Annotated in this window: 18 protein-coding genes and 1 tRNA gene; 9 read left to right on the forward strand and 10 right to left on the reverse strand. The window is 66.3% G+C overall.

Going from position 1 to position 20,240, the window contains the following annotated elements:
* Positions 1–60: 60 nt before the first annotated feature.
* The 6 genes from RAH40_RS03850 to RAH40_RS03875 all read left to right on the forward strand — a co-directional run bounded on the left by RAH40_RS03850 (position 61) and on the right by RAH40_RS03875 (position 8,904).
* Entirely contained in the window at positions 61–2,304 is a 2,244-nt protein-coding gene (locus tag RAH40_RS03850; protein WP_306600761.1) for a phage tail tape measure C-terminal domain-containing protein, read from the forward strand.
* Positions 2,304–5,345 (forward strand): hypothetical protein, encoded by a 3,042-nt coding sequence (locus RAH40_RS03855; protein WP_306600762.1) that lies wholly within the window; start codon positions 2,304–2,306, stop codon positions 5,343–5,345. The genes RAH40_RS03850 and RAH40_RS03855 overlap by 1 nt, the downstream gene beginning before the upstream one ends.
* Entirely contained in the window at positions 5,342–5,842 is a 501-nt protein-coding gene (locus RAH40_RS03860; RefSeq protein ID WP_306600763.1) for a hypothetical protein, read from the forward strand. Before RAH40_RS03855 ends, RAH40_RS03860 begins: the two co-directional genes overlap by 4 nt.
* Before the next feature lie 191 nt (positions 5,843–6,033).
* Positions 6,034–7,677, forward strand: a complete 1,644-nt coding sequence (locus RAH40_RS03865) for a hypothetical protein (protein ID WP_306600764.1) — start codon at positions 6,034–6,036, stop codon at positions 7,675–7,677.
* Positions 7,678–7,684: 7 nt separating this feature from the next.
* On the forward strand, positions 7,685–8,755 hold the full coding sequence (locus RAH40_RS03870) for a hypothetical protein (protein WP_306600765.1): 1,071 nt from the start codon (positions 7,685–7,687) through the stop codon (positions 8,753–8,755).
* Positions 8,752–8,904 carry a hypothetical protein gene (locus RAH40_RS03875; RefSeq protein WP_306600766.1) on the forward strand — a complete coding sequence of 51 codons (153 nt, stop codon included), beginning with the start codon at positions 8,752–8,754 and terminating at the stop codon, positions 8,902–8,904. The genes RAH40_RS03870 and RAH40_RS03875 overlap by 4 nt, the downstream gene beginning before the upstream one ends.
* A 53-nt stretch (positions 8,905–8,957) precedes the next feature.
* Here the strand turns inward: RAH40_RS03875 and RAH40_RS03880 are convergent, their stop codons facing one another.
* Positions 8,958–9,353 (reverse strand): hypothetical protein, encoded by a 396-nt coding sequence (locus RAH40_RS03880; RefSeq protein ID WP_306600767.1) that lies wholly within the window; start codon positions 9,351–9,353, stop codon positions 8,958–8,960.
* A 40-nt stretch (positions 9,354–9,393) separates the two neighbouring features.
* On the opposite strand from RAH40_RS03880, the gene RAH40_RS03885 reads away from it, so the two are divergent.
* Positions 9,394–9,663, forward strand: a complete 270-nt coding sequence (locus tag RAH40_RS03885) for a transposase (RefSeq protein WP_306598849.1) — start codon at positions 9,394–9,396, stop codon at positions 9,661–9,663.
* On the forward strand, positions 9,657–10,646 hold the full coding sequence (locus tag RAH40_RS03890; RefSeq protein WP_306598848.1) for an IS3 family transposase: 990 nt from the start codon (positions 9,657–9,659) through the stop codon (positions 10,644–10,646). The genes RAH40_RS03885 and RAH40_RS03890 overlap by 7 nt, the downstream gene beginning before the upstream one ends.
* A 53-nt stretch (positions 10,647–10,699) precedes the next feature.
* Here RAH40_RS03890 and RAH40_RS03895 read toward each other — a convergent pair whose 3' ends face one another.
* Positions 10,700–10,969, reverse strand: a complete 270-nt coding sequence (locus tag RAH40_RS03895; protein WP_306600768.1) for a hypothetical protein — start codon at positions 10,967–10,969, stop codon at positions 10,700–10,702.
* A 670-nt stretch (positions 10,970–11,639) separates the two neighbouring features.
* Positions 11,640–11,715: transfer RNA gene (locus RAH40_RS03900), tRNA-Ile, on the reverse strand.
* 235 nt (positions 11,716–11,950) lie between these two features.
* Here RAH40_RS03900 and RAH40_RS03905 point away from each other — a divergent pair.
* Positions 11,951–13,177 (forward strand): IPT/TIG domain-containing protein, encoded by a 1,227-nt coding sequence (locus tag RAH40_RS03905; protein ID WP_306600769.1) that lies wholly within the window; start codon positions 11,951–11,953, stop codon positions 13,175–13,177.
* Here the strand turns inward: RAH40_RS03905 and RAH40_RS03910 are convergent.
* From RAH40_RS03910 to RAH40_RS03940, 7 genes are read right to left on the reverse strand one after another with little or no spacing between them, the layout of a single operon-like run.
* The gene (locus RAH40_RS03910; protein WP_306600770.1) at positions 13,167–13,862 is read right to left on the reverse strand and encodes a response regulator; all 696 of its coding nucleotides are present in this window, start codon (positions 13,860–13,862) and stop codon (positions 13,167–13,169) included. The two genes, RAH40_RS03905 and RAH40_RS03910, sit on opposite strands and share 11 nt — an antisense overlap.
* Entirely contained in the window at positions 13,859–15,337 is a 1,479-nt protein-coding gene (locus RAH40_RS03915; protein ID WP_306600771.1) for an ATP-binding protein, read from the reverse strand. Before RAH40_RS03915 ends, RAH40_RS03910 begins: the two co-directional genes overlap by 4 nt.
* A 1-nt stretch (position 15,338) precedes the next feature.
* Complete coding sequence (locus RAH40_RS03920; protein ID WP_306600772.1) at positions 15,339–15,518, reverse strand: hypothetical protein; 180 nt, start codon at positions 15,516–15,518, stop codon at positions 15,339–15,341.
* On the reverse strand, positions 15,515–16,084 hold the full coding sequence (kdpC, locus tag RAH40_RS03925; RefSeq protein ID WP_306600773.1) for a potassium-transporting ATPase subunit KdpC: 570 nt from the start codon (positions 16,082–16,084) through the stop codon (positions 15,515–15,517). The genes RAH40_RS03920 and kdpC overlap by 4 nt, the downstream gene beginning before the upstream one ends.
* An 8-nt stretch (positions 16,085–16,092) precedes the next feature.
* Positions 16,093–18,192, reverse strand: coding sequence for a potassium-transporting ATPase subunit KdpB (gene kdpB / locus RAH40_RS03930; protein WP_306600774.1), 2,100 nt, complete (start codon positions 18,190–18,192; stop codon positions 16,093–16,095).
* 9 nt (positions 18,193–18,201) lie between these two features.
* On the reverse strand, positions 18,202–19,953 hold the full coding sequence (gene kdpA / locus RAH40_RS03935) for a potassium-transporting ATPase subunit KdpA (protein WP_306600775.1): 1,752 nt from the start codon (positions 19,951–19,953) through the stop codon (positions 18,202–18,204).
* Positions 19,950–20,042 carry a potassium-transporting ATPase subunit F gene (locus tag RAH40_RS03940; RefSeq protein WP_306600776.1) on the reverse strand — a complete coding sequence of 31 codons (93 nt, stop codon included), beginning with the start codon at positions 20,040–20,042 and terminating at the stop codon, positions 19,950–19,952. The genes kdpA and RAH40_RS03940 overlap by 4 nt, the downstream gene beginning before the upstream one ends.
* Positions 20,043–20,240: the final 198 nt, after the last annotated feature.

A 20,240-nucleotide genomic window follows, 5' to 3' on the forward strand; every position in this document is an offset into this window, starting at 1 on the left:
ACCCGATTCGCGATGGCCGAGAAGGCCCCCGACCCACCCCCACCGCCTGAGGAATGAACAGTGGCCAACCCCGTCAAGGTCGAAATCACCGGAGATGCCAAGAGCCTCTTCGATACGCTCCACCAGAGCACTGCCGGCCTGAAGGGGTTCGCCTCTGAAGTGAATGCGATGGGGACCAGCATGTCCAAGGTCCTCGGCAACATCCAAGCCCCCCTCATCGCCCTCGCGGGCCTTGTGGGGGGCACGTCGTTTCTCAAGGGGACGGTGGCGGAAACGAAGGACTGGACCATCGAGGCCTCGAAATTGGCCCGCACGCTGGGGATCACTACCGAAGAGGCCTCTGTCTTCGGAATGGCCATTTCGCGAGTCTATGGGGACGCGGACACGTTCCTGAGCATCGCCGCAAAAATGACCCGGACGCTCAATTCGAATGAGGAGGCCTTCCATAACCTGGGGATCTCCACACGGGATAGCTCTGGTCACCTTCGGAACTCCAGGGACGTGATGCTGGATACCTTCAAGGCACTTTCCGAAATGAAAATCGGGACGGACCGAAACGTGGCCTCTACCCAAATTTTCGGAAAGGGTTGGTTGGAGGTTCAGAAGTATCTGAAAATCAACGAAGAGGCCCTCCGGTCGGCGCGTGAGGAAACGGAGCGTCTCAACCTCATCGTTGGAAGTGATGCAGTCCAAGCAACCAGCGACTACCGGGCCGCCAGTGAGAAGCTGGACGTTACACTGAAGGCCCTCAAGATCAGGATCGGCCAGGAATTGATGCCGGTCATGACCCAGTTCAACAACGCAGCTGCGGAGGAAGGTCCGAGCGCCCTGAAGGTTCTCGGGGGCGCTCTGCGCAGCGTCTTCGAGATCCTCGATGGCATCTGGTCGGGGTTCAAGATGTTCGCGGTCGGCCTGGTGGGTGTGATCCGGGCGATCTACGAAACGGCCGTGGCCATCCTCAACCCGATCTGGGGGTTCCTCACGGGAGGGATTCCGGGATTCAAACGGGAATGGGCCTTGGCCAACAAGGATCTCACGGTCCACTGGCAGGACACGGTCAACGCCTTGAACGAGATCGGCGACGCTTACACCATGCGGCAGATGACCCGCTGGGGCGAACTCCAGGCGGCCCAGAAGAAATCGGTCGCCCTTCAGGGTGGCGGTAATTATGCGGAAACGGGGTCGGGCCGAGAAGCGGTGGATGCGGAGAAGAAGGTCCGCAAAGCCATCGAGGCAGAGCGCCTCCGGCACTATCAACGGATGGCCGCCATCGATTCGGCGGATGTCCTCCGCGGCCAGGAAGAGCGGAGAAAGGATAACGCCTGGCTGATCAAGGAAATGGAGGATGAGGAAAAGAGGAAGGCGGAGCAAATCAGGAAGGACCACGAGGCGGCCTCCCAAATCTTCGGCTACACCGGGAAGGCGGGTGCATCCCGGGCGGTGGACGAATACCTCATCGAGAGCCAGGATGCTTTCAAACGATGGAAGGATATGGTCACCGGCGTCATCAATGGCGTGGAGAATGCCTTCGCCAGCGGATTCACGGGCATCCTCACCTTCCAGATGAAACTGGCTGACGGCCTTCGCTCCATATGGAAGGGCATTTCCCAGTCGATCATCGGGGAACTCTCCAAGGTCATGGCGAAACAGGTCATGAACTGGGGCCTGGAGAAAGCCATGGCCCTCTGGCGGAGGATCTCGACCAAGGAAGAGATCGGGCTGCAGGCAGAGAAGACCGCAGCCACCGTCACCGGATCCGTGGCCACCACGGCCGCCGCCGGCACGGAAGCCGCGGCCTCTACGACCGCCACTGGCGCGAACATTGGCAAGGCCACTTCGGGCTTCTTCAGCGCCTACGCCGGCATTCCCTGGGTCGGAATCGCCATGGCCCTGGCCGGCATCGCCGTCATGATGGCGGTGATGAACTCCATCACGGCCCACGCGGTGGGCGGGCTCATCAACAAGCCCACCCTCTCCCTCATGGGCGAGGCCGGCCCGGAGCTGGTGGCGCCCGAGCACGATTTCAAAGACTGGGCCTACAACCTTTCCGCCAACGTCCTCGCCTCCCAGCAGCAGGCCCAGGGCTACCAGCGCCTGGGTTCGAGCTACGCCTCGACCCCCAATGCGGGCGGGGGAGGCCAAACCGTCCTGAACGCGGATGGCATGTTCCGTGGTGCCATCATCATGGACACCTCCAAAGCCGGGATGACCCGGGCCGCGAACTACGTCCTGAAGACCCTGGCGCACGCCCAGGGCACGCGCGGGGTCGTCCTGCGGCCCGGATCCGTCCTGGGAGGCATCTAGTGTCCACCTGGCATGCCCTCGCGACCGAGCGCCTCGGGACGCCGGATCCGTCCTGGATTTCAATCTTCGGACCCACCGCCTCGGATGTAGCCGCGCTGCGCACCCTGGACCTGACGCCCAACGGGATGCCGATGGACGCCATCTCCCAGTCCATGGAGCGGGACCTCCTTCGCGCGAGCATCGGCCAGGTATCCATCTCCCTGGCCGATCCGGACGGGTCCCTGGCCACGCAGTTGGGGCCCTCCAGCACCATCTTGGCCACCTCATCCCGCTACGCCGGGCCCTGGATTACCATCACCGAGCAGTGGAGCACCAATTCCGAGGTTCGGTTCTTCGGGTACCTGGACGAGACCACCATCCAGTGGTCGGAGATGGATGCCACCACCACCTTCACGGTCTATGCCTCCTCCCAGCTTCTCGCCGAGCGGAAACTCCAGGACATCTCCTCCATCCTGCGGCCGTATCCCTCCGTTCCCGGTGCGGCCGCCTCGCCCCTCACCGTGACCACGGCGGACGCCGCCCTCCACGCCGTGGTGAGCGCCTACACGCCCCGGTCCAACGCCCTCGCCCTTGAACAGGCCCTCTGGGCCGGCGGTTCCCTCGCGGGCGGGGCAGCCGTGGCCCGGGAAAACCTGGATCTGGGCGGTCACGCCGTTTATTACGATCCTCCGGCGGCCCCGGCCCTGACGGCCACCATCGCGGGGCAAACCTACGCTGTGGCCTCAGTGTCCTGGGACCCCAGCATCTCGGCCTCGGATTCCGAGGGCCTATTGTGGCGCCCCTTCCGCTACACCTTCGCCGGCACGCCCAACCTGGCCGGGGTCCTGTCTGTGGGCAGCACCATCACCTGGAACGCCTCGGAGGCCGAGCTCAGCCACTACGTCCTGGCCGAGGACATCCCGGCGCCCGCGACCGGAGCGGATGGCCAAGCCTGGGTCCGGTTCCGAGCGGTGGGGCAGCTGGTCGCCGGGGACAAGCTCACCGTGACCTACAAGGACAGCAATTCCAGGACCGCCTCCACCGAATGGACCGCCATCGACGTGGACGGGGAGCGCAACCGGGTCTGGCTCAAGGATCCCCTGCAAAATGCCCTCACCATGGCCAATGTGATCCGGATTCGGAGGAACAGCCAGGATCCGGTCCTGGTGGATGGCGTGTCAATGCTCCGCAAGGTGGTCGCTCCCTGGTCGGTGGACACCAGTCACCTCCTGCCGGCCATCACCACCGCCCCCTGCCTTACGTGGCTACCCCTGCAGGCCACGCCGGACCTCTACGGGGCCACGGACATTCAGCCCCTGGACCGGGCCGGCAAGGTGCGCATCTCCCGCCGGGGCGGGACCGATGGGACCGGGGCCAGCCCATCCGCCGGCGTGTGGGAGGGGACCGTTGATACCTCCTGGTCCTGGATTGCCTCCTCTGATGCCGCGATCACTGCGCGCCAGGTAGGCAACCTCAACCAGTGGCCCGGCGGTGCCAATTCGCTCTTTCCTCCGTCCCTTTGGATCGATGGGGACTTGAGTTCAGGGGCCACCATCCCGCCCAATGGGTGGCGCCGGTCCGCCCGGAGCTCCGAATCCATCACGGATCAGATCCCCGCCTCCATCGGCCTCACCTGGTCCGGAACGGCCTTGTCCTGGTCCAGTCAGGCCGCCTCGGGCCGGGTTCCCACCAAGGTGATCCACTACTCCGCCCAGAGCCTCGCCCCGGGGCGCTACACGGTCACCAGTGGGACCTGGACCTTCGAGGCCCATTCCGGCGCGGGCACCCTGGGATCAGGCTCAACCGTCACCCCCACCGGTCTGCCCACGGGCTCCATTCTCCAACTGGGGATGGGGGCCTATGCCTCCTCTGGGACCCACCAGGAGGCCATCCTGGGCCTCTGGGTCTCTGGATCGGGGCCCTTCACCGCTGCCTCGGCCTGCCTCCTCAGCATCGCATCCGGCGGAGCCCTCACGGTCCGGGCCACCAGCTCCCTCACAACCCCCCAGGCCGGCCCGTGGGCTATCGGCGGAGGCCTAATCATGTGCACCTACCCCGAGACCCTCTCGGGCGTGGTCTACCCCCACACGCGCCTGTGGCTGGTGGATGGCGGGACGGTGGTGACAAGCGACCTCTCAACGGTTGAAATCATCCCGGGGACCGTGCAGCCCCTTTCCATCGTCGCTGGGCGGATCTCCGGGTGGGTCGCCCTGGGCCTTGAGAGCTACCAGGACGACGACGGCAAGGTCCAGCGCCGGGCGCGCCTGATCCAGCTCGACGGGAACCTGCAGGTGGCCAATGGCACTCCCGAGCCCAACCCGGCGGCCCCCCTGGACAAATCCGTCAACTTCAGCCGAGGAAGCCTGATCGCAAATCCAGTCCCTGCAAGCGGCAGCATCCTGGGGCGCATGGTGCGCACGGGCCAGGGGGATCGATGCGTGGGCCTGCTGGGCGGACGGTTGTTCCTTGTTGACAACCTGGTGTCCCAGGTCCTGGAGAGGGTGAGCCTTTCGGACCTGTCTTCCCTGGACTACATGGAGCAGCTCGGCCAAGCCCTCATGGCCACCGGAGTCCAGCTGCCCGATGGCAGCATCGCCATGGTCTCCCGCAGGTCCGGGACCCTGCGTGGTTCCGTATCCCCGGCCGCCGAGGGCAACGTGACCTTCTGCCCGGTGGGCATCTGGACGGGTCAGGTCGAGGTGGGTTTTCAGGATCAGATCGCGGGTACGACCGAGACCACCGTATCCCTGCCGGCCTGGACCGGAGGCAAGGTCTTGCAACTGGACCTCTCCAAGGTCTTGAGCAGCCCTGCCCAGTCGCAGGCCATTGGCGATTCCATGGCGGCCCACTGGGGGGTCCCGGCGGCCGCCAGGACCGCAACCTGGGTTGATCCCGCGCGCGGCCTCCAGGCCGCCATGGCGCCCCCGTTCTGGGCCGCCTATCAGGTCGGGGACCGGGTTCCCGCAGCAGGCCGGACCTGGAAGCTGACCCAGTTGAACTGGTCCCCCGAGCTGCGGAGCGCGGACGTTGAATTGCTGGAAATCCCTGGAGGTGGCGCATGACCTGGGTCGTGTACGGCCTGAATCAGACCCGGATCACGCTCTATGCCGCGGACGGCACGACGCCTCTGTACCGGATCACCCTCCAGAAGGAGCAGCGGGAGGGCCTGAAACTGTCCTTCCCCCCTGAAGGTGTGCCCCACGATCTCGGCAGCGGAGCCCAGTGGGCCAAGCAGTGGACCCATCGTGGATTCCGCCCCCGCCTGGATATCAGCTGGGACCGAGGGGTGGAGAGCATTCGGGAAACCTGGACCAGCGGGGCCTGGGGTCCCCCGGTCACCATCCTGACTGTCACCGCTTTGAGCCTGATCTTCACCTATGCCTTCCAGGCCCCATGCCTGGTTGAACCGCACCTGGACAAGGCCTACAGCTTCAGCGCCCAGCCGGATCCGACGAAGGCCTTGGAACTCCAGGACCTCAAGCGGGTGGTGCACACCTCCTTGGCTCTCAGCCTCATCGCCACGATTCCCGGGCCCATCCCCGATTGGGCCTCCCTGTGAGCACGGTTTACGATGCCACGCAGCCAACCCGGATCACCGTCCTCTCGGGGGTCGGGTTGCCTGTGGCGAGGTGGACCCTCCAGGCTTCGACCCGGGAGGGGCGGAAGATCCGGTGGATCCCGGACGGCCGCCTCCACGAACTCGGGAGCGGTGCAGGCCATGCCCGGGCCTGGGCGCATCGTGGCTTCCGCTTGGAGTTGAACCTGGCCTGGGACACCGGGCTGACCTCCTTCCGGGAGGCGTGGACGGATGGCGCCTGGGGCCCGCAGGTGGAACTTCCCACCCTGGATGCCGTGGGGGAAATCGTCAACGGGTCGGAGATCTACCCGGTGGTTGTGGAGCCGATCCTGGGCCTGACGGTCCTGACCTTCTCGGCTCAGGCCTTCGACTTCACCCATGGGATCCAAGACACCCGGGGAATCGTTCACCGGGGAATTCAATTGATTCTGCAGGCAACCAGCTCCGCGGGTGGAGCTTCGGCCGATCCCAACTCGTATCCCACCGGTTGGAGCTATGGCCAGTGGAGTTATTACACCTGGGATTCCTCGCGTGTGCCCGGGCCCATCGTGGGCGCCCGGTGGCTCTACAACCTCAAGATCGTCAGCCTCGCGGGCTACCCATCGGGCTCCTGGACTGCGGAAATCCAGCGCAGGGACCTCCTGGATCGGGTCAACCACACGTTCCAGGCGTATGCCCGCCTGGACCAGATCATCGAGGCTGGAGACCTCACCACGGACGCGGGAATCCTGGTAGTGGACGGGGAGATCTACCTCACCTGCACGCCGAAATTTGCCACGACCAATATGCTGCGCTGCCCAGTGCGGTCCGTGCTCTACCACCTCGACAGCGTGGGCGAGGATGGCGTGGGCGTGTTTTCATTGGTTGCCTCGGAGGATATCCCCGACCAGGCCCCGAGTTCCGGGCAGTGGGTCCAATCCGACTATGCCGCCGGCCAGTTGCAGACCTCTGCCTGGGTGCCGAGCTACACCTATGGGTGGGTCAATGGGCAGATGCAGACCCTCTATGGGCCCTATGCGGTTTATGGCGGGAGTTACACGTTCCCGGTTCGGTCCACCCTCACCGGCACCCTGGCCATGACGGCTTACGGTCACGGATTGACCAACTGGCGCCTGGAGCACGTGGAAACCTTCACGAACCGAATCGTGACCCTCATGACCTACGTGGGGGATCAGCGGGCCGTGGACAACCCCGGGGACTGGTATTCGGTTCATGCCCGGGCATCCTACGAGATCACCTACCGAGGGCTTGAGGGCGGGGCTCCCTGGGTCACCTCCCACGAACTCGTCTCCACTGGCGACTGGGACCCTTCGTGCTTCGGCGTCGCGCACCTCGTCCAGTCCGGCGTACGAATTAACCTCTATCACACGTGGGGCGGGGGCTACTACCTGGAGCCCTACATCGCCCATCCCGTGACCTACAACGCCCAGTGCATCTATGCCCTGATCTGGGGCAGCACAACGATCCTGGATGAGTGGGACCAGGAGTCATCCACGGGAGCCGTATCCCGGGGCTATTACCTCGTGGATCGGGACCACCGGTACCGGGTCCGCACCCCGCCATCCCTGGCCACGGGCAGCGATGAGATGGTGGGTCTCTGGGGCACGGCTGGAGAGGCGGTGGTGTTCCACCGCGAGGGGCAGCCCCTGGACTACAGCGCGTTCTACGTCCTGCAGTCCACAGATACAGCGGCAGCCCACCCCTACAGCATCTTCAGCTACCTGGATTCGTCGGGTGAGGTGGTGCACCTGGAGGGCGCCGAGGACCCGACGCCCACGCTCTGGCGGGGCGAAACCAAGATCGCGGATCTGAACTGAGGCGCCGATGGCCACGTACACGACCCATTTCAACTTCTACCAACCCCTCGAGGGCGATGGCATCATCAACGGCCACACCTGGGGCCTGCAGATCAACGACAACTTCGATGCCATCGACGCCCTGCTCTGGTCCCTTTCGAATAATAAAATGTCCACACCGGAGGGTGGCACAGAGGGTCAAGTAATTGGGAAGGTGGGAGGAGTCCAAGCCTGGATGACCCTCCCCTCCGGCCTCCCCCCGGGCGGGACGCTCGGGCAGGTGGTGACCAGGGTGGAAGGCGGGGGCGCTTGGGCGGATCCGCCCGTGGGCTTTCCCCCCGGTGGAACCACGCACCAGATTCCCCGCAAGGTGGACAACACCGACTACAACATCGAATGGGCCGACCCCCCGTCCGGCGGCGGCGGTAGTGGGACCACGTGGACGCATTGGGATCCGGACCGACCTCCCACCACGCCCAGTGCGCTGAATGATGAATACTCCAGCGGGACCACCCTGGATAGCAAATGGACCACGGTCAATTGGACGGCCCCTAGCGTCGTGAACGTGAACACGACGGTGCCCGGTGCCCTCTATATGAAATGCACCAGTACGGGGGCGACTCTTCCATCCAAGATGCAACCCATCCCCCCGGGGGACTTCATGATCGTCATGAAGGGGGGCGTCCAGTCCGAGGCCGCCACCGGGAGCAATGCTGGATTTGGCATCCTCCTGGCCGATGGCGTGACCGCGGGGGCCGGCAACCAGGTCATTCTCGGCAGCCTGACCTACAACTATTTCACCACATGGCTTTACACCTGGACGGGCTACAACAGCTTTTCAAGCAACCTTTTCCTGCGCACCGAGCAGGCCCGATACCTCCGCATCTGGCGCGCGAGCGGCAACTACCACTGGGGCACGAGCTGGGATGGGGAGACCTGGACCGACTATGCCTACAACCCGGCGTTCACCCCTACGCATTTCGGAGTGGCTGGCCTCGGCAACCAGAGCGCCGCAGCCCACATCACGTTCAAGTTTTTCCGCTACTACGACAGCGCCACGGCCATCGTCGGCGGCCTGATCGAGGACACCATGGCATGAGCAGGCCGGTCGAAAAGCCCACCCGCGCCCAGCTGCGCGCCGCGGAGCGGATGGTCGCGCGGATCCGCGAGTCCCGGCGCCTGGAGGCGGAATATGAGGCGACACTCGACCCCCGTCAGTTCGATTCCGAGGAGGTGCCTATGGTGTGAGGCCTGGAGATTGTGGGAACCAGATGGGGGCCACAGGATGGCCCCCTCCCTTTTCAGTTCTGGATCCCGGTGAGGATGCCGTCCTCGAAGTAGAGGAAGGACCCGCTGGAGTAGCACCACTGTTCATGGCGGACACCGTCACGGTAAACGCTCCGGTTGATATGGTCCGGCCGGCCCCAACTCGAGTACCGGACCCGTTCCGCCGGCATACCGATGCGAACGCCCTCCTTCCTCCATGCGGCGTGGAGTTTCCTCTCAGCCTCCTTCGCGGCCTCCGCCTGCTTGGCATCGGCCACCTTCTTCAGCGATCCGATCTGGCCTGCAAGCGCCGCCGCCTTGGAGAACTCCGGAGTTTCCTTTGGGATGAAGCCCACATGGGTCCGAATTCGGTTCGCCTGCTCCGGTGCATAGCCGTTCTTCTTTGGCCTTTCCCCAAATCTGAGTACCAAATGAAACGTTAGGGCTCATCCTGAACGAGGAGAACCCTGAATGCGCAAGCCCAAGCTCACCGACGAGCAGATCGTCGCCCTTCTGCGTGAGGCAGAACGAGGCGAAAACACCATCACCGAGCTTTGCAAAAAGGCCGGCGTCTCCGAGGTGACCTTCTACCGGTGGCGGAACAAGTTCTCCGGGAACACCGTGCAGGACGTCCGGAAGCTCAAGCAGTTGGAGAAGGACAACGCTCGCCTCCTGCGGCTCCTTGGGCAGCGGGACGTCGAGATCGACGCCATGAAGGAACTGCTCGCAAAAAAATGGTGAGCGCTCCTCAGAAACGCGAGGGGGTAAGGCTCTTGAAGGCTGAAGGGATTTCGGAGCGCAGGATCGCTGTGCTTCTGGGCATCACAAGGACTGGGCAGCGCTACCAAGCCCGGCCCAAGCCCCAGGACCACCAGGCTGACCTGATCAAGGCCCTGAGCGCCGAACACCCTCGCTACGGGCAGAACCGCGTCTGGGCCCTGCTCCGGCGCAGCGGCGTCGTCATCAACATCAAAGCCGTGAACCGCATCTGGCAGAAGTACGGCCTTCAGGTTTCTCGGCGGCCAAGGCGGAAGAAAATCAGGACCGGGGACAGCGTTCCTCGGAAGGCCGAGTTCATCAACCATGTCTGGACCTACGACTTCGTCTTCGACTGGTCGTTCAATGGCGTCTCCTTGAAGTTCCTGACCTTGGAAGACGAGTTCACTCGGGAGTCGCTGGCCATCGAGGTTGGGCACACCTTCAATTCCCTTCAGGTCCGTGGCGTGCTGGCCCGGGTCTTCCAGGAGCGCGGCGTACCCAAGTTCTTGCGCAGCGACAACGGCTCAGAGTTCATCGCCATCGACCTGAAATTATGGATCGGGGACCTGGGCATCGACACTCACCTCATCGACCCCGGCAAGCCCTGGCAGAACGGCTACGCCGAGAGCTTCAACGCCAGGTTCCGGGACGAATGCCTTAACCAGGAAACCTTCCACGGCGTGCGGGAGGCCGCCGTCATCATCAAGGCCTTCAGCAAGCGATACAACGAGTGCCACCCGCATTCCAGCCTCGGATTCTATACGCCCAGGGAGTTTGCCCGGCTTTCCAAGTCGGGGGCTCTGCCCCCGGACCCCCGGGATTTACCGCCTTGGGGCCTACCCGCGGTCAGCAAGAGGACCGCACGCGGCCCCCTTGCTCCTGCAGTGCAGGCCCCTGGGATGGCGCTCGAGTCGGATCCCTCCGGCGCTCTATCCTCCACCCAGGCAGCGGAGAAGGTATCATGAACCCGACCAAGCCTGCGGCTTGGCGGTCTTTTTGCCCCCAATTTAACCGAGGACTAACCTTCCACTTGGTTCTCAATTTGGGGAAAGGCCATCTTCATGAGATCGTAGGCTTGCTGGATTTCGGCAAGGTGACCGGCCGGGGTCATGGCCTGCAATCTGGCGAGGCGATCATCTTCCTGCTTCTTGATGATTGCGTCCGACTTCGCCTTGGCCTCTGCCGCAGTTCGTTTCTCAACATCGGCGGTATACGAGGATAGGGCAATCAGGCCGGCAAAACCCACGCCTCCAATCAGGAACACCTTCGCCGTATTCGAGATGGCCATAGCGAACCTCCATAATCTATGCCCCACTTATCACCAGAACCTTTGATCCGTCAATTAAAACCCTTGAACAGTCGTATAGGAGTGCTGATCGGTTTCGGTATAGACATTTTCTGTCTACCAACTTGTTTCCTTCTACTCAGGGGAAAAAATCCTCTTAGCATGGGGGTTGGGCCTCAGAACCCAGCAACGCCGGACCCGCCCGCAGCGGGACATCCCTCCTCGGGATTCCGGCGGAATACAAAACCCATGTGGAAATACGCTGGGCCGTTGCGTTGCGCGGTCTGAGTGTCCCGAGTCCAGGGCCTTCGGCCCATTCCAACCATTGCCCCGGTACATGGGGCCTGGAGAAGCCATGCTAGTCCACCTGCCCCTCTGGGTCTTCACCCTGCTCACGGCCGTCAAAACCAATGACCGGGCCACAATCCAGATGATTTCGCGCTCCAGTGATCCCTCCGCCAGGGCCGCCGCGCTTGACGCAGCTGATGCCGTTTCGAGGGAATGGACGCCAGAAGAACTCCGGAAAATCCGTGGGGATCAAATGGGGATTCCTTCCTGATTTGACCCAGATTTTCAACACTTACACCATGTTGACACATCATCGAAAGTCAACATGTCGAAGGTCCTTCCAAAAATGAAGACCCCCGAAACCTAATGGTGACGGGGGTCTTGGTGGTGGCCCCACAGGGATTCGAACCCTGGACCAAGCGGTTATGAGCCGCCAGCTCTGACCGCTGAGCTATAGGGCCGTTCCGATTCTAGCCCGACAGCGCCGGAATCCACAAACGGCGGGCCGCCGGGGACCTGCGCCCTGGGTTGGGAAATACAAGGAGGATTCGGTCGATTTTCCTGGGAACCCGTCAACTCGATTCACCATTTATCCTCCGTATGACCTACCGACCCGTTCCCTTCGCCCTTTCCGCTCTGTCGATCCTCGCCCTTGGTTGCAAGGGGAACGGGGGTTCCCCCTCGACTCCCGTCTCCGTGGCCCGTCCCGTCCCGGCGGACCCCTCCCCGAGGACCGACGCGCCGGTCATTTCCAGTCTCCATCCGATCCTGGGACGCACCGGCGACGAGGTCACCATCGAGGGAACCCACCTCGAGGGCGTCACCAAGGTGCATTTCGGAGGCGTCGAAGCCACCGACTTCCTGGAGACGGACGGGGTCATCAGCGTGCTGGTGCCGGCGGGAGCGAAGTCGGGGCCGGTCGGCGTCCACTGCAGGGCGGGAAAGGCCGCCAGCCCCGTAGAGTTCATCGCGGGGGAGACCCACTTCGATCCGGCCGTCGACGTGGCGCCCTTCAACCGGGGCCAGGTCAAGAACTGGCCCGGCCTGACCAACACCGGGTCGTCCTGCTTCCTCAATGCGGCCATCAAGGTGCTGGCCAGCCTCAAGGAGGTGGATGACAGTCTGCGGGATCACCCGGGCGACGACGCGGCGATGGCGGGCGTTCGCCGGCAGCTCCGGTTCACCCTCAACTACATCCGCCTGGGCGACAGGCGCCCCGCCGATGCCCAGGATCCCATGCGGGGGCTGATCGACGCGTTCCAGCACCACCCGAAGCTTAGGCATCATGTGTCGGACACCCAGGGGGCGGGGGGGTTCGACGACCTCGTCCTGAACGACATCCTCGAGGTGCTCGGACTCAAGGGGAAGTTCGACATCAGAATCAAGGACCGGAGCACCCGCGACGGCGGATCCCCCATCCCCTTCTGGCAGGATCACCCCTTCAGCCTGGTCGTGTCCCCGGATCGGCAAATCACCCCTTCCGGTCCTTCCGGCCAGGTGAGCCTTGACGCCTACATCAGCCATGTCACCACCCAAACCCTCGCCACCAGCGGCATGCACGTAAACCAGTACCCCTACAAGGTACCGTCCACCGCCAGGATCCAGCTCGTCCACATGGGCCCGAAACGGGCGCTGGAATTCAGCCCCCGCGTGGGGCTCCCCCTCTACCAGGTGGACGAGGCCAGCAGCTCCGCCAGGCGCATCGGGACCATGGGCCTCATCCCCACGGCCCTCACCCTCAGGAACCGGGGCCACATGTGGGCCGCGATCCGTGGAACGGACGGCTGGTACGTGAACGACGACGCCCGCAAACCGTACAAGGTGGAAGCCTCCGAGCTGAACGGCCTCCTGGACCCCCAGGGGAACCTGGTCCGCGAGACGGGGGTGATCTTCCTGAGGAGAACGTCCCTGGTCAAGCCTTGAGCCGGTAGCCGACGCCGGGCTCGGTGAGCAGGAGCCTGGGCCGGGCCGGATCGGGCTCCAGCTTCTTGCGCAGGTTGGCCATGTAGACCCGCAGGTAGGTGGGCTGGGCCGAGGCCACGCCGCCCCACACCTCGTGCAGGAGCTGGCGGTGGGTGAGGACCTTGCCGGCGTGGCGGGCCAGGACGCCCAGCAGGGCGAACTCGTTGGGCGAGAGGTGCACCTCGACGCCCTCCACGGTGACCTCGCGGCTGGCGAAGTCCATCCTCAGGGGGCCGATCTCCACCACGGCCTCCGGGGCGGCGCCGGCCACCTCCGCGGCGTGGCGCAGGGCCACGCGGATGCGCGCCAGCAGCTCGCCGGAGCCGAAGGGCTTGGTGAGGTAGTCGTCGGCGCCCACGTCCAGGGCGCGGATCTTGTCCTCCTCCTTGCCCCGGGCGCTGACGATGATGATGGGCACCCTGCTCCAGCCGCGGAGCTCCTGGGCCAGGTCCAGGCCGTCCATGTCGGGCAGGCCCAGGTCCAGGAGCACCACGTCGGGGTTCAGGCGCGCGGCCATGCCCTTGCCCTCCGCGCCGGTGGCGGCCTCCTCCACCCGGTAGCCGAAGGACTGGAGCGTGGCCCGCAGGTAGCGCCTGAGGGGGGGTTCGTCCTCGATGACGAGGATGAGGGGGTGGTCCTGGGTCATGGGCAGTCGTCCAGCGCGGGAGGCACGCCCTCCAGGGGCAGGGTGATGAGGATCCGGGTGCCCCCCTGGGGGGCGCTCCGGGCGGTGATGGAGCCGCCGTGGGCCTGGATGATGCCCCGGCAGATGGCCAGGCCCAGGCCGGCCCCGGGGGCCGAGGCGGAGCGGCTGCCCCGGTAGAGCTTCTCGAAGATCCGCTCCTCCTCGCCGGGCTCCAGGCCGGGGCCGTGGTCGGTGATGGCGAGGGTGGCGGCGTCCCCGTCGGCCCTGCAGGCGATGTCCAGGGTGGAGCCGGGGGGGCTGAACTTCAGGGCGTTGTCCAGGAGGTTCAGGAGCACCTGCTCCATGAGCACCGGGTCCAGGGGGATCCACGTCTCCCGGAGGTCCAGGGCCACGGCGCGATCCTCGAGCTGGGCCTCGAGGCGGTTCAGGGCCGAGCCCACGATCTCCTCCACCGGCACCCACTCCTTCTTCACCTGCACCTGGCCCGACTCCAGCCGGGTGAGGTCCAGGAGGTTGTCCACGAGCTTCTCCAGGCGGCGGGACTCCTGATGGATGGTGGCCAGGAGCATCCGCCGGTCCTCGGCGGTGGCCTCGGGACCGGGGTCGAGCAGCGTGCTGGAGGCGCCGGTGATGGTGCCCAGCGGGGTGCGCAGGTCGTGGGAGATGGTGCTGAGGAGGATGCTGCGGAGGTGCTCCTGTTCGGCCCGGATGCGGGCCTCGGTACGCTCGGAGGCGAGGCGCGCCCGCCCAAGGGCGAGCGAGACCTGGGCGGCCATGCTCTCCAGGAGGTCCCGGGCGGCGGTGGTGGGTGGGAACACGGCCAGGATCCCCTCGGCGAACCTCGGGCTCCCCATGGGCAGGAACAGGGCCCGGGAGCCCGGCAGGTTCGGGGTGCCCGCGCCGGAGGCCTTCCGGTTCGCCAGGGCCCACTGGGCCACGCCCAGCTCGTCCGGGTTCAGCCCGCTCCGGGCCCGGAGATCGCCCCCCGGACCCGGCAGGAGGATCAGCACCGGGCCGCCCAGCTCCCGGCCGAGGTAGGTCTCCACCCGCTCCTGGATGGCCGCCGCGTCGCCCCCCTCGGCCAGGATGCCCCCCAGGCGGTAGAGGGACGTGGTGTGCCGCTCGCGCTCCACGGCCTCCCGGGCCTGGGCGCGGATGCGCCCGGCCAGGTTCCCCACGATCCAGCCCACGCCCATCATCATGCCGAAGGTGCCCATGTACCTCGCGTCGTGCACCGAGAACGTCAGATAGGGCTTGATGAAGAAGAAGTCCAGGCAGCCCACGCTGAGGGCCGTGGCGAGGAAGGCCGGCCCCTTCTCGAAGCGGGTGGCCACCACCGTGATGCACAGCATGTAGAGCACCACCAGGTCCGCCAGCTGGAGGTAGCGGTTCACCACGAAACCGCACGCGGTGGTGACGGCCACCGCGCCTGCCGCGGCAAGCCACATCCATCGGGGCGTTCCGGCTGGGGTCATCTCAATCCTGGGTCACGAACCTGCTCAGGATCCAGCATACGAGGGGCAGCCACGCCAGGACAGGGAGAAGCCAGGGGGCCCTGTCCCTGGCGATCCTGAGGGAGTGGCGCACCTGCAGCCAGGTCCGGGTGCCGGCGACCCCGACGGCGATCGCCATGGGAAGGAACCAGAGTCCGGTCATGGCTTGCGCTCCCCCAGGCCGAGGTTGAGCTCCAGGACGTTCACCCGGGGTTCCCCGAACAGGCCCAGGAGCCGGCCGGAAGTGGCCTGGGCCACCCGGGCGCGGACCTCGGTCTCCGGCAGGCCCCGGACCCGGGCCACGCGCCGCACCTGGTAGTCGGCGGCCGCCGGCGTGATGTGGGGGTCCAGCCCGCTGGCCGAGGCCGTGACCAGGTCGGCAGGCACCGGGAGGGGGTTGCCGGGATCGGCCTGGCGCAGGGCCTGGATGCGGCGCTCCGCGGCGGCCTTGAGGGCCGGGTTGGACGGGGCGAGGTTGGAGCCGGAGGAATTGGCCGCGTCGGTGGGGAAGGCCGCAGCCGAGAGCCGGCCCCAGAAGAAGGCCGGATCCTCGGTGTGCTGGCCGATGAGGCGGCTCCCCAGGACCCGGCCGTCCCGGACGATGAGGCTGCCCCGGGCCTGGCCGGGGAAGAGGGCCCGGCCGGCCCCGGTGAGGGCGAGGGGGTAGGCCAGGCCGGTGATGAGGACCAGGGAGCCGGTGACGGCGAGGGCGGGACGGAGCAGGGACATGGCGGACCTCAGACCAGATGGGCTGCGACGAGCGCGAGATCGATGAGCTTGATGCCGATGAAGGGCACCACGATGCCGCCGGCGCCGTACACCAGGAGGTTGCGCCGGAGCACCGCGGCCGCGCCCAGGGGCCGGTACGCCACGCCCCGCAGGGCCAGGGGGATCAGGAAGACGATGACCAGGGCGTTGAAGATCACCGCCGAGAGGATGGCGCTGCCGGGGCTGTGGAGGCCCATGACGTTGAGGATCTTCAGCTGGGGGTAGGTGACGGCGAAGGCGGCGGGGATGATGGCGAAGTACTTGGCCACGTCGTTGGCGATGCTGAAGGTGGTGAGCGAGCCGCGGGTCATGAGCATCTGCTTGCCGATCCGCACGATCTCGATGAGCTTGGTGGGATTGGAGTCCAGGTCCACCATGTTCCCGGCCTCCTTGGCGGCCTGCGTCCCGGTGTTCATGGCCACGGCCACGTCCGCCTGGGCCAGGGCCGGGGCGTCGTTGGTGCCGTCGCCGGTCATGGCCACCAGGCGCCCCCCGGCCTGGTAGTCGCGGATGAGCTTGAGCTTGGCCTCGGGGGTGGCCTGGGCCAGGAAGTCGTCCACCCCGGCCTCGGCGGCGATGGCCGCGGCGGTGAGCGGGTTGTCCCCGGTGATCATGACGGTGCGGATGCCCATCTCGCGCAGCTCGGCGAAGCGCTCGCGGATGCCGCCCTTGACGATGTCCTTGAGGTTGATCACGCCCAGGGCCCGGGTCCCGTTCCCGTCGGTCTCGGCCACCACCAGGGGGGTGCCGCCGCTGCGGGCGATGCCGTCCACCGCCACCCGCAGGGACGCGGGGAACTCGCCGCCCGCGCACTCCACCCAGGCCTCGATGGCGCTCACGGCGCCCTTGCGGATCTCCCGGCCCTCAAGCGCCACGCCGCTCATGCGGGTCTGGGCGGTGAAGGGGATGAACTTCGCGCCCAGGGCGTGGATGTCGCGCTCCCGCAGGCCGTACTGCTCCTTGGCCAGCACCACGATGCTGCGGCCCTCGGGGGTCTCGTCGGCGAGGCTGCTGAGCTGCGCGGCGTCGGCCAGGTGCGCGACGTCCACGCCCTCGGCGGGCACGAACGCCACGGCCTGGCGGTTGCCCAGGGTGATGGTGCCGGTCTTGTCCAGGAGCAGCACGTCCACGTCGCCCGCGGCTTCCACCGCGCGGCCCGAGGTGGCGATGACGTTGGCCTGCACCATGCGGTCCATGCCGGCGATGCCGATGGCGCTGAGGAGCCCGCCGATGGTGGTGGGGATCAGGCACACCAGGAGGGCCACGAGCACCGTGAGAGACACGGGGCTGCCCTGCCCCGCGGCCTTGACGCTGTAGACCGAATAGGGAAGCAGGGTGGCGGTGGCCAGAAGGAAGATGATGGTCAGCGCGGCCAGGAGGATGTCCAGGGCGATCTCGTTGGGGGTCTTCTTGCGCTTGGCGCCTTCCACCATGGCGATCATGCGGTCCAGGAACGTCTCGCCGGGGTTGGAGGCGATGCGCACCACCAGCCAATCCGACAGCACCTGGGTGCCGCCGGTGACGGCGGAGCGGTCCCCGCCGGACTCGCGGATCACGGGGGCCGATTCGCCGGTGATGGCCGCCTCGTTCACGGAGGCCACCCCCTCGATCACCTCGCCGTCGCCGGGGATGGTGTCCCCGGCCTCGACCAGCACGGGCATGCCGATGCGCAGGAAGGAGGCCCCCACGCTCTCCCAGGGGGCGCCGTACTTCGGTTCCTTGAGCAGCTTGGCGGTGACGTCGCGCTTGGCCTTGCGCAGGCTGTCGGCCTGGGCCTTGCCCCGGCCCTCGGCCATGGCCTCGGCGAAGTTGGCGAAGAGCAGGGTGAACCAGAGCCAGAGGGAGATGGCCAGGATGAATCCGGACGGGGCGTCCCCCCTGCCCTGGAGGGCCTGGACCCACAGGACCAGGGTGAAGGCGCTGCCCACCCACACGGTGAACATCACGGGGTTCTTGAGCTGGTGGACGGGGTTGAGCTTGCCGAAGGCGGCCAGCGCAGCGCGCTTAACGATGGCCGGCTCGAACAGCGGCCTGGGCTGGAGTTCCCCGAAGGAGGTGGAGGTGCGCATGGGTGTCACCTAGAGCAGGGAGAGGTGTTCGGCGACGGGGCCGAGCGCCAGGGCGGGGATGAAGGTCAGGGCGCCCACCAGGAGCACCACGGCCACCAGGAGGGCCACGAAGAGCGGGGTGTGGGTGGGCAGGGTCCCCGCCCCCGGGGGCGTGCGCTTCTTCTTCGCCAGGGAGCCCGCCACGGCCAGCACGGGCAGGATGGTGCCATAGCGGCCCAGGAGCATGGCGATGCCCGTGGCGAGGTTGTAGAAGTTCGTGTTGGCGCCGAGCCCCCCGAAGGCGCTGCCGTTGTTGTTGGAGGCGCTGCTGAAGGCGTAGAGGGCCTGGCTGAAGCCGTGGGGGCCGGGGTTCGACAGGCTGGACACGGCCGCGGGAAGGGTGACCGCCAGGGCCGTGCACACGAGGACCGAGGCCGCGGGGATCAGGATCACCAGGGAGGCCATCTTGGTCTCGAAGGCCTCGATCTTCTTGCCCAGGTACTCGGGGGTCCGGCCCACCATGAGGCCGGCGATGAACACCGCGATGATCGCGAAGATGAGCATGGTGTAGAGCCCCGAGCCCACGCCGCCGAAGACCACCTCGCCCAGGTCCATGAGCAGGATGGGGACCATGCCCCCCAGGGGCGTGAAGGAGTCGTGCATGCCGTTGACGGCCCCGCAGGAGGTGGCGGTGGTGGCGGTGGCGAACAGCGTGGTGCCGGTGATGCCGAAGCGCACCTCCTTGCCCTCCATGTTGCCGCCGGACTGCTCCAGGCCGGGGGTGGACACGGCCGCCTGCGCCACGGGCAGGGACCGGAAGGCCGGATTCCCCTTCTGTTCGGCCAGGTGCAGGGCACCCAGCGCCAGCACGAAGATCACCGTCATGGCCGAGAGGATGGCCCAGCCCTGGCGACGGTCCCGCACCATGCGCCCGAAGGCGTGGCAGAGGCCGGCGGGGATGAGGAGGATGGCCAGCACCTGGGCCAGGCTCGTGAGGGCCGTGGGATTCTCGAAGGGGTGGGCGGAGTTGGCGTTGAAGAAGCCACCGCCGTTGGTGCCCAGGATCTTGATGGCCTCCTGCGAGGCCACGGGGCCCACGGCGATCACCTGGTCCAGCACCGGCTTGCCGTCGGCGCCCGCCACCGGCGTCAGGAAGTGCGCCACCGGGTTGGGGCCCAGGGTCTGCACCACGCCCTGGCTGACGAGGAACAGGGCGAAGACCGTGGCCAGGGGGAGCAGGATGTAGAGGGTGATGCGGGTGAGGTCCACCCAGAAGTTCCCCAGGAAGGTGGCCTTCCGGCGCCGGATGCCCCGGGCCAGGGCCGCCAGCACCGCGATGCCCTTGGCGGCGGAAAGGAAGTTCTGCACCGTGAGCCCCAGCATCTGGGTGAGGTGGCTCATGGTCGATTCGCCGGCGTAGGCCTGCCAGTTGGTGTTGGTGACGAAGCTCACCGCCGTGTTCAGGGCGACGCCCCAGGGCACCGCCGGCTGGCGCTGGGGGTTGAAGGGCAGCCGGTGCTGGACCAGCTGGAGCCCGAACAGGAACAGGAGGCCCAGGAGGCTGAACACCAGGACCGCGGCGGCGTACTGCTTCCAGTCCATGCGCTCGTCGGAGGCGATCCCCGCCAGGCGGTAGATGCCGCGCTCCACGGGGCCCGCCACGGGATCCAGGAACGTGGTCTCCTGGTCCAGCACGCGGCCCATGTACTCGCCCAGGGGCTTGGAGACCAGGAGGAGGACCCCCAGGAACAGTGCGAACTGGATGATGCTGTTGGCCGTCATTGGAAGCGCTCCGGAACGAGAAGGGCGATGCCGAGGTAGATGAGAAGCCCAAGCGTCAGGACCGCCGCGAGGATCTGGATGGCTGTCATGGAAACCTCCCACCTGAGGGTGGAAGACCCGCCGTCAATGGAGCGTTAACGTTGCATTGCGAAACATTAAGATTTCGTAAAGGGAACCTGGGCGGGGCTGCCGGCACGCCTGCCTTGAAGCCGCCACGTCCCGTTCCGAAAACGATGTTCGGACATGCGGTCTTCCCCCGTCCCCGTCCGCAGCCTAGAATTGCACAG

Source organism: Geothrix sp. 21YS21S-2 (genome assembly GCF_030846775.1).
GTDB lineage: Bacteria > Acidobacteriota > Holophagae > Holophagales > Holophagaceae > Mesoterricola.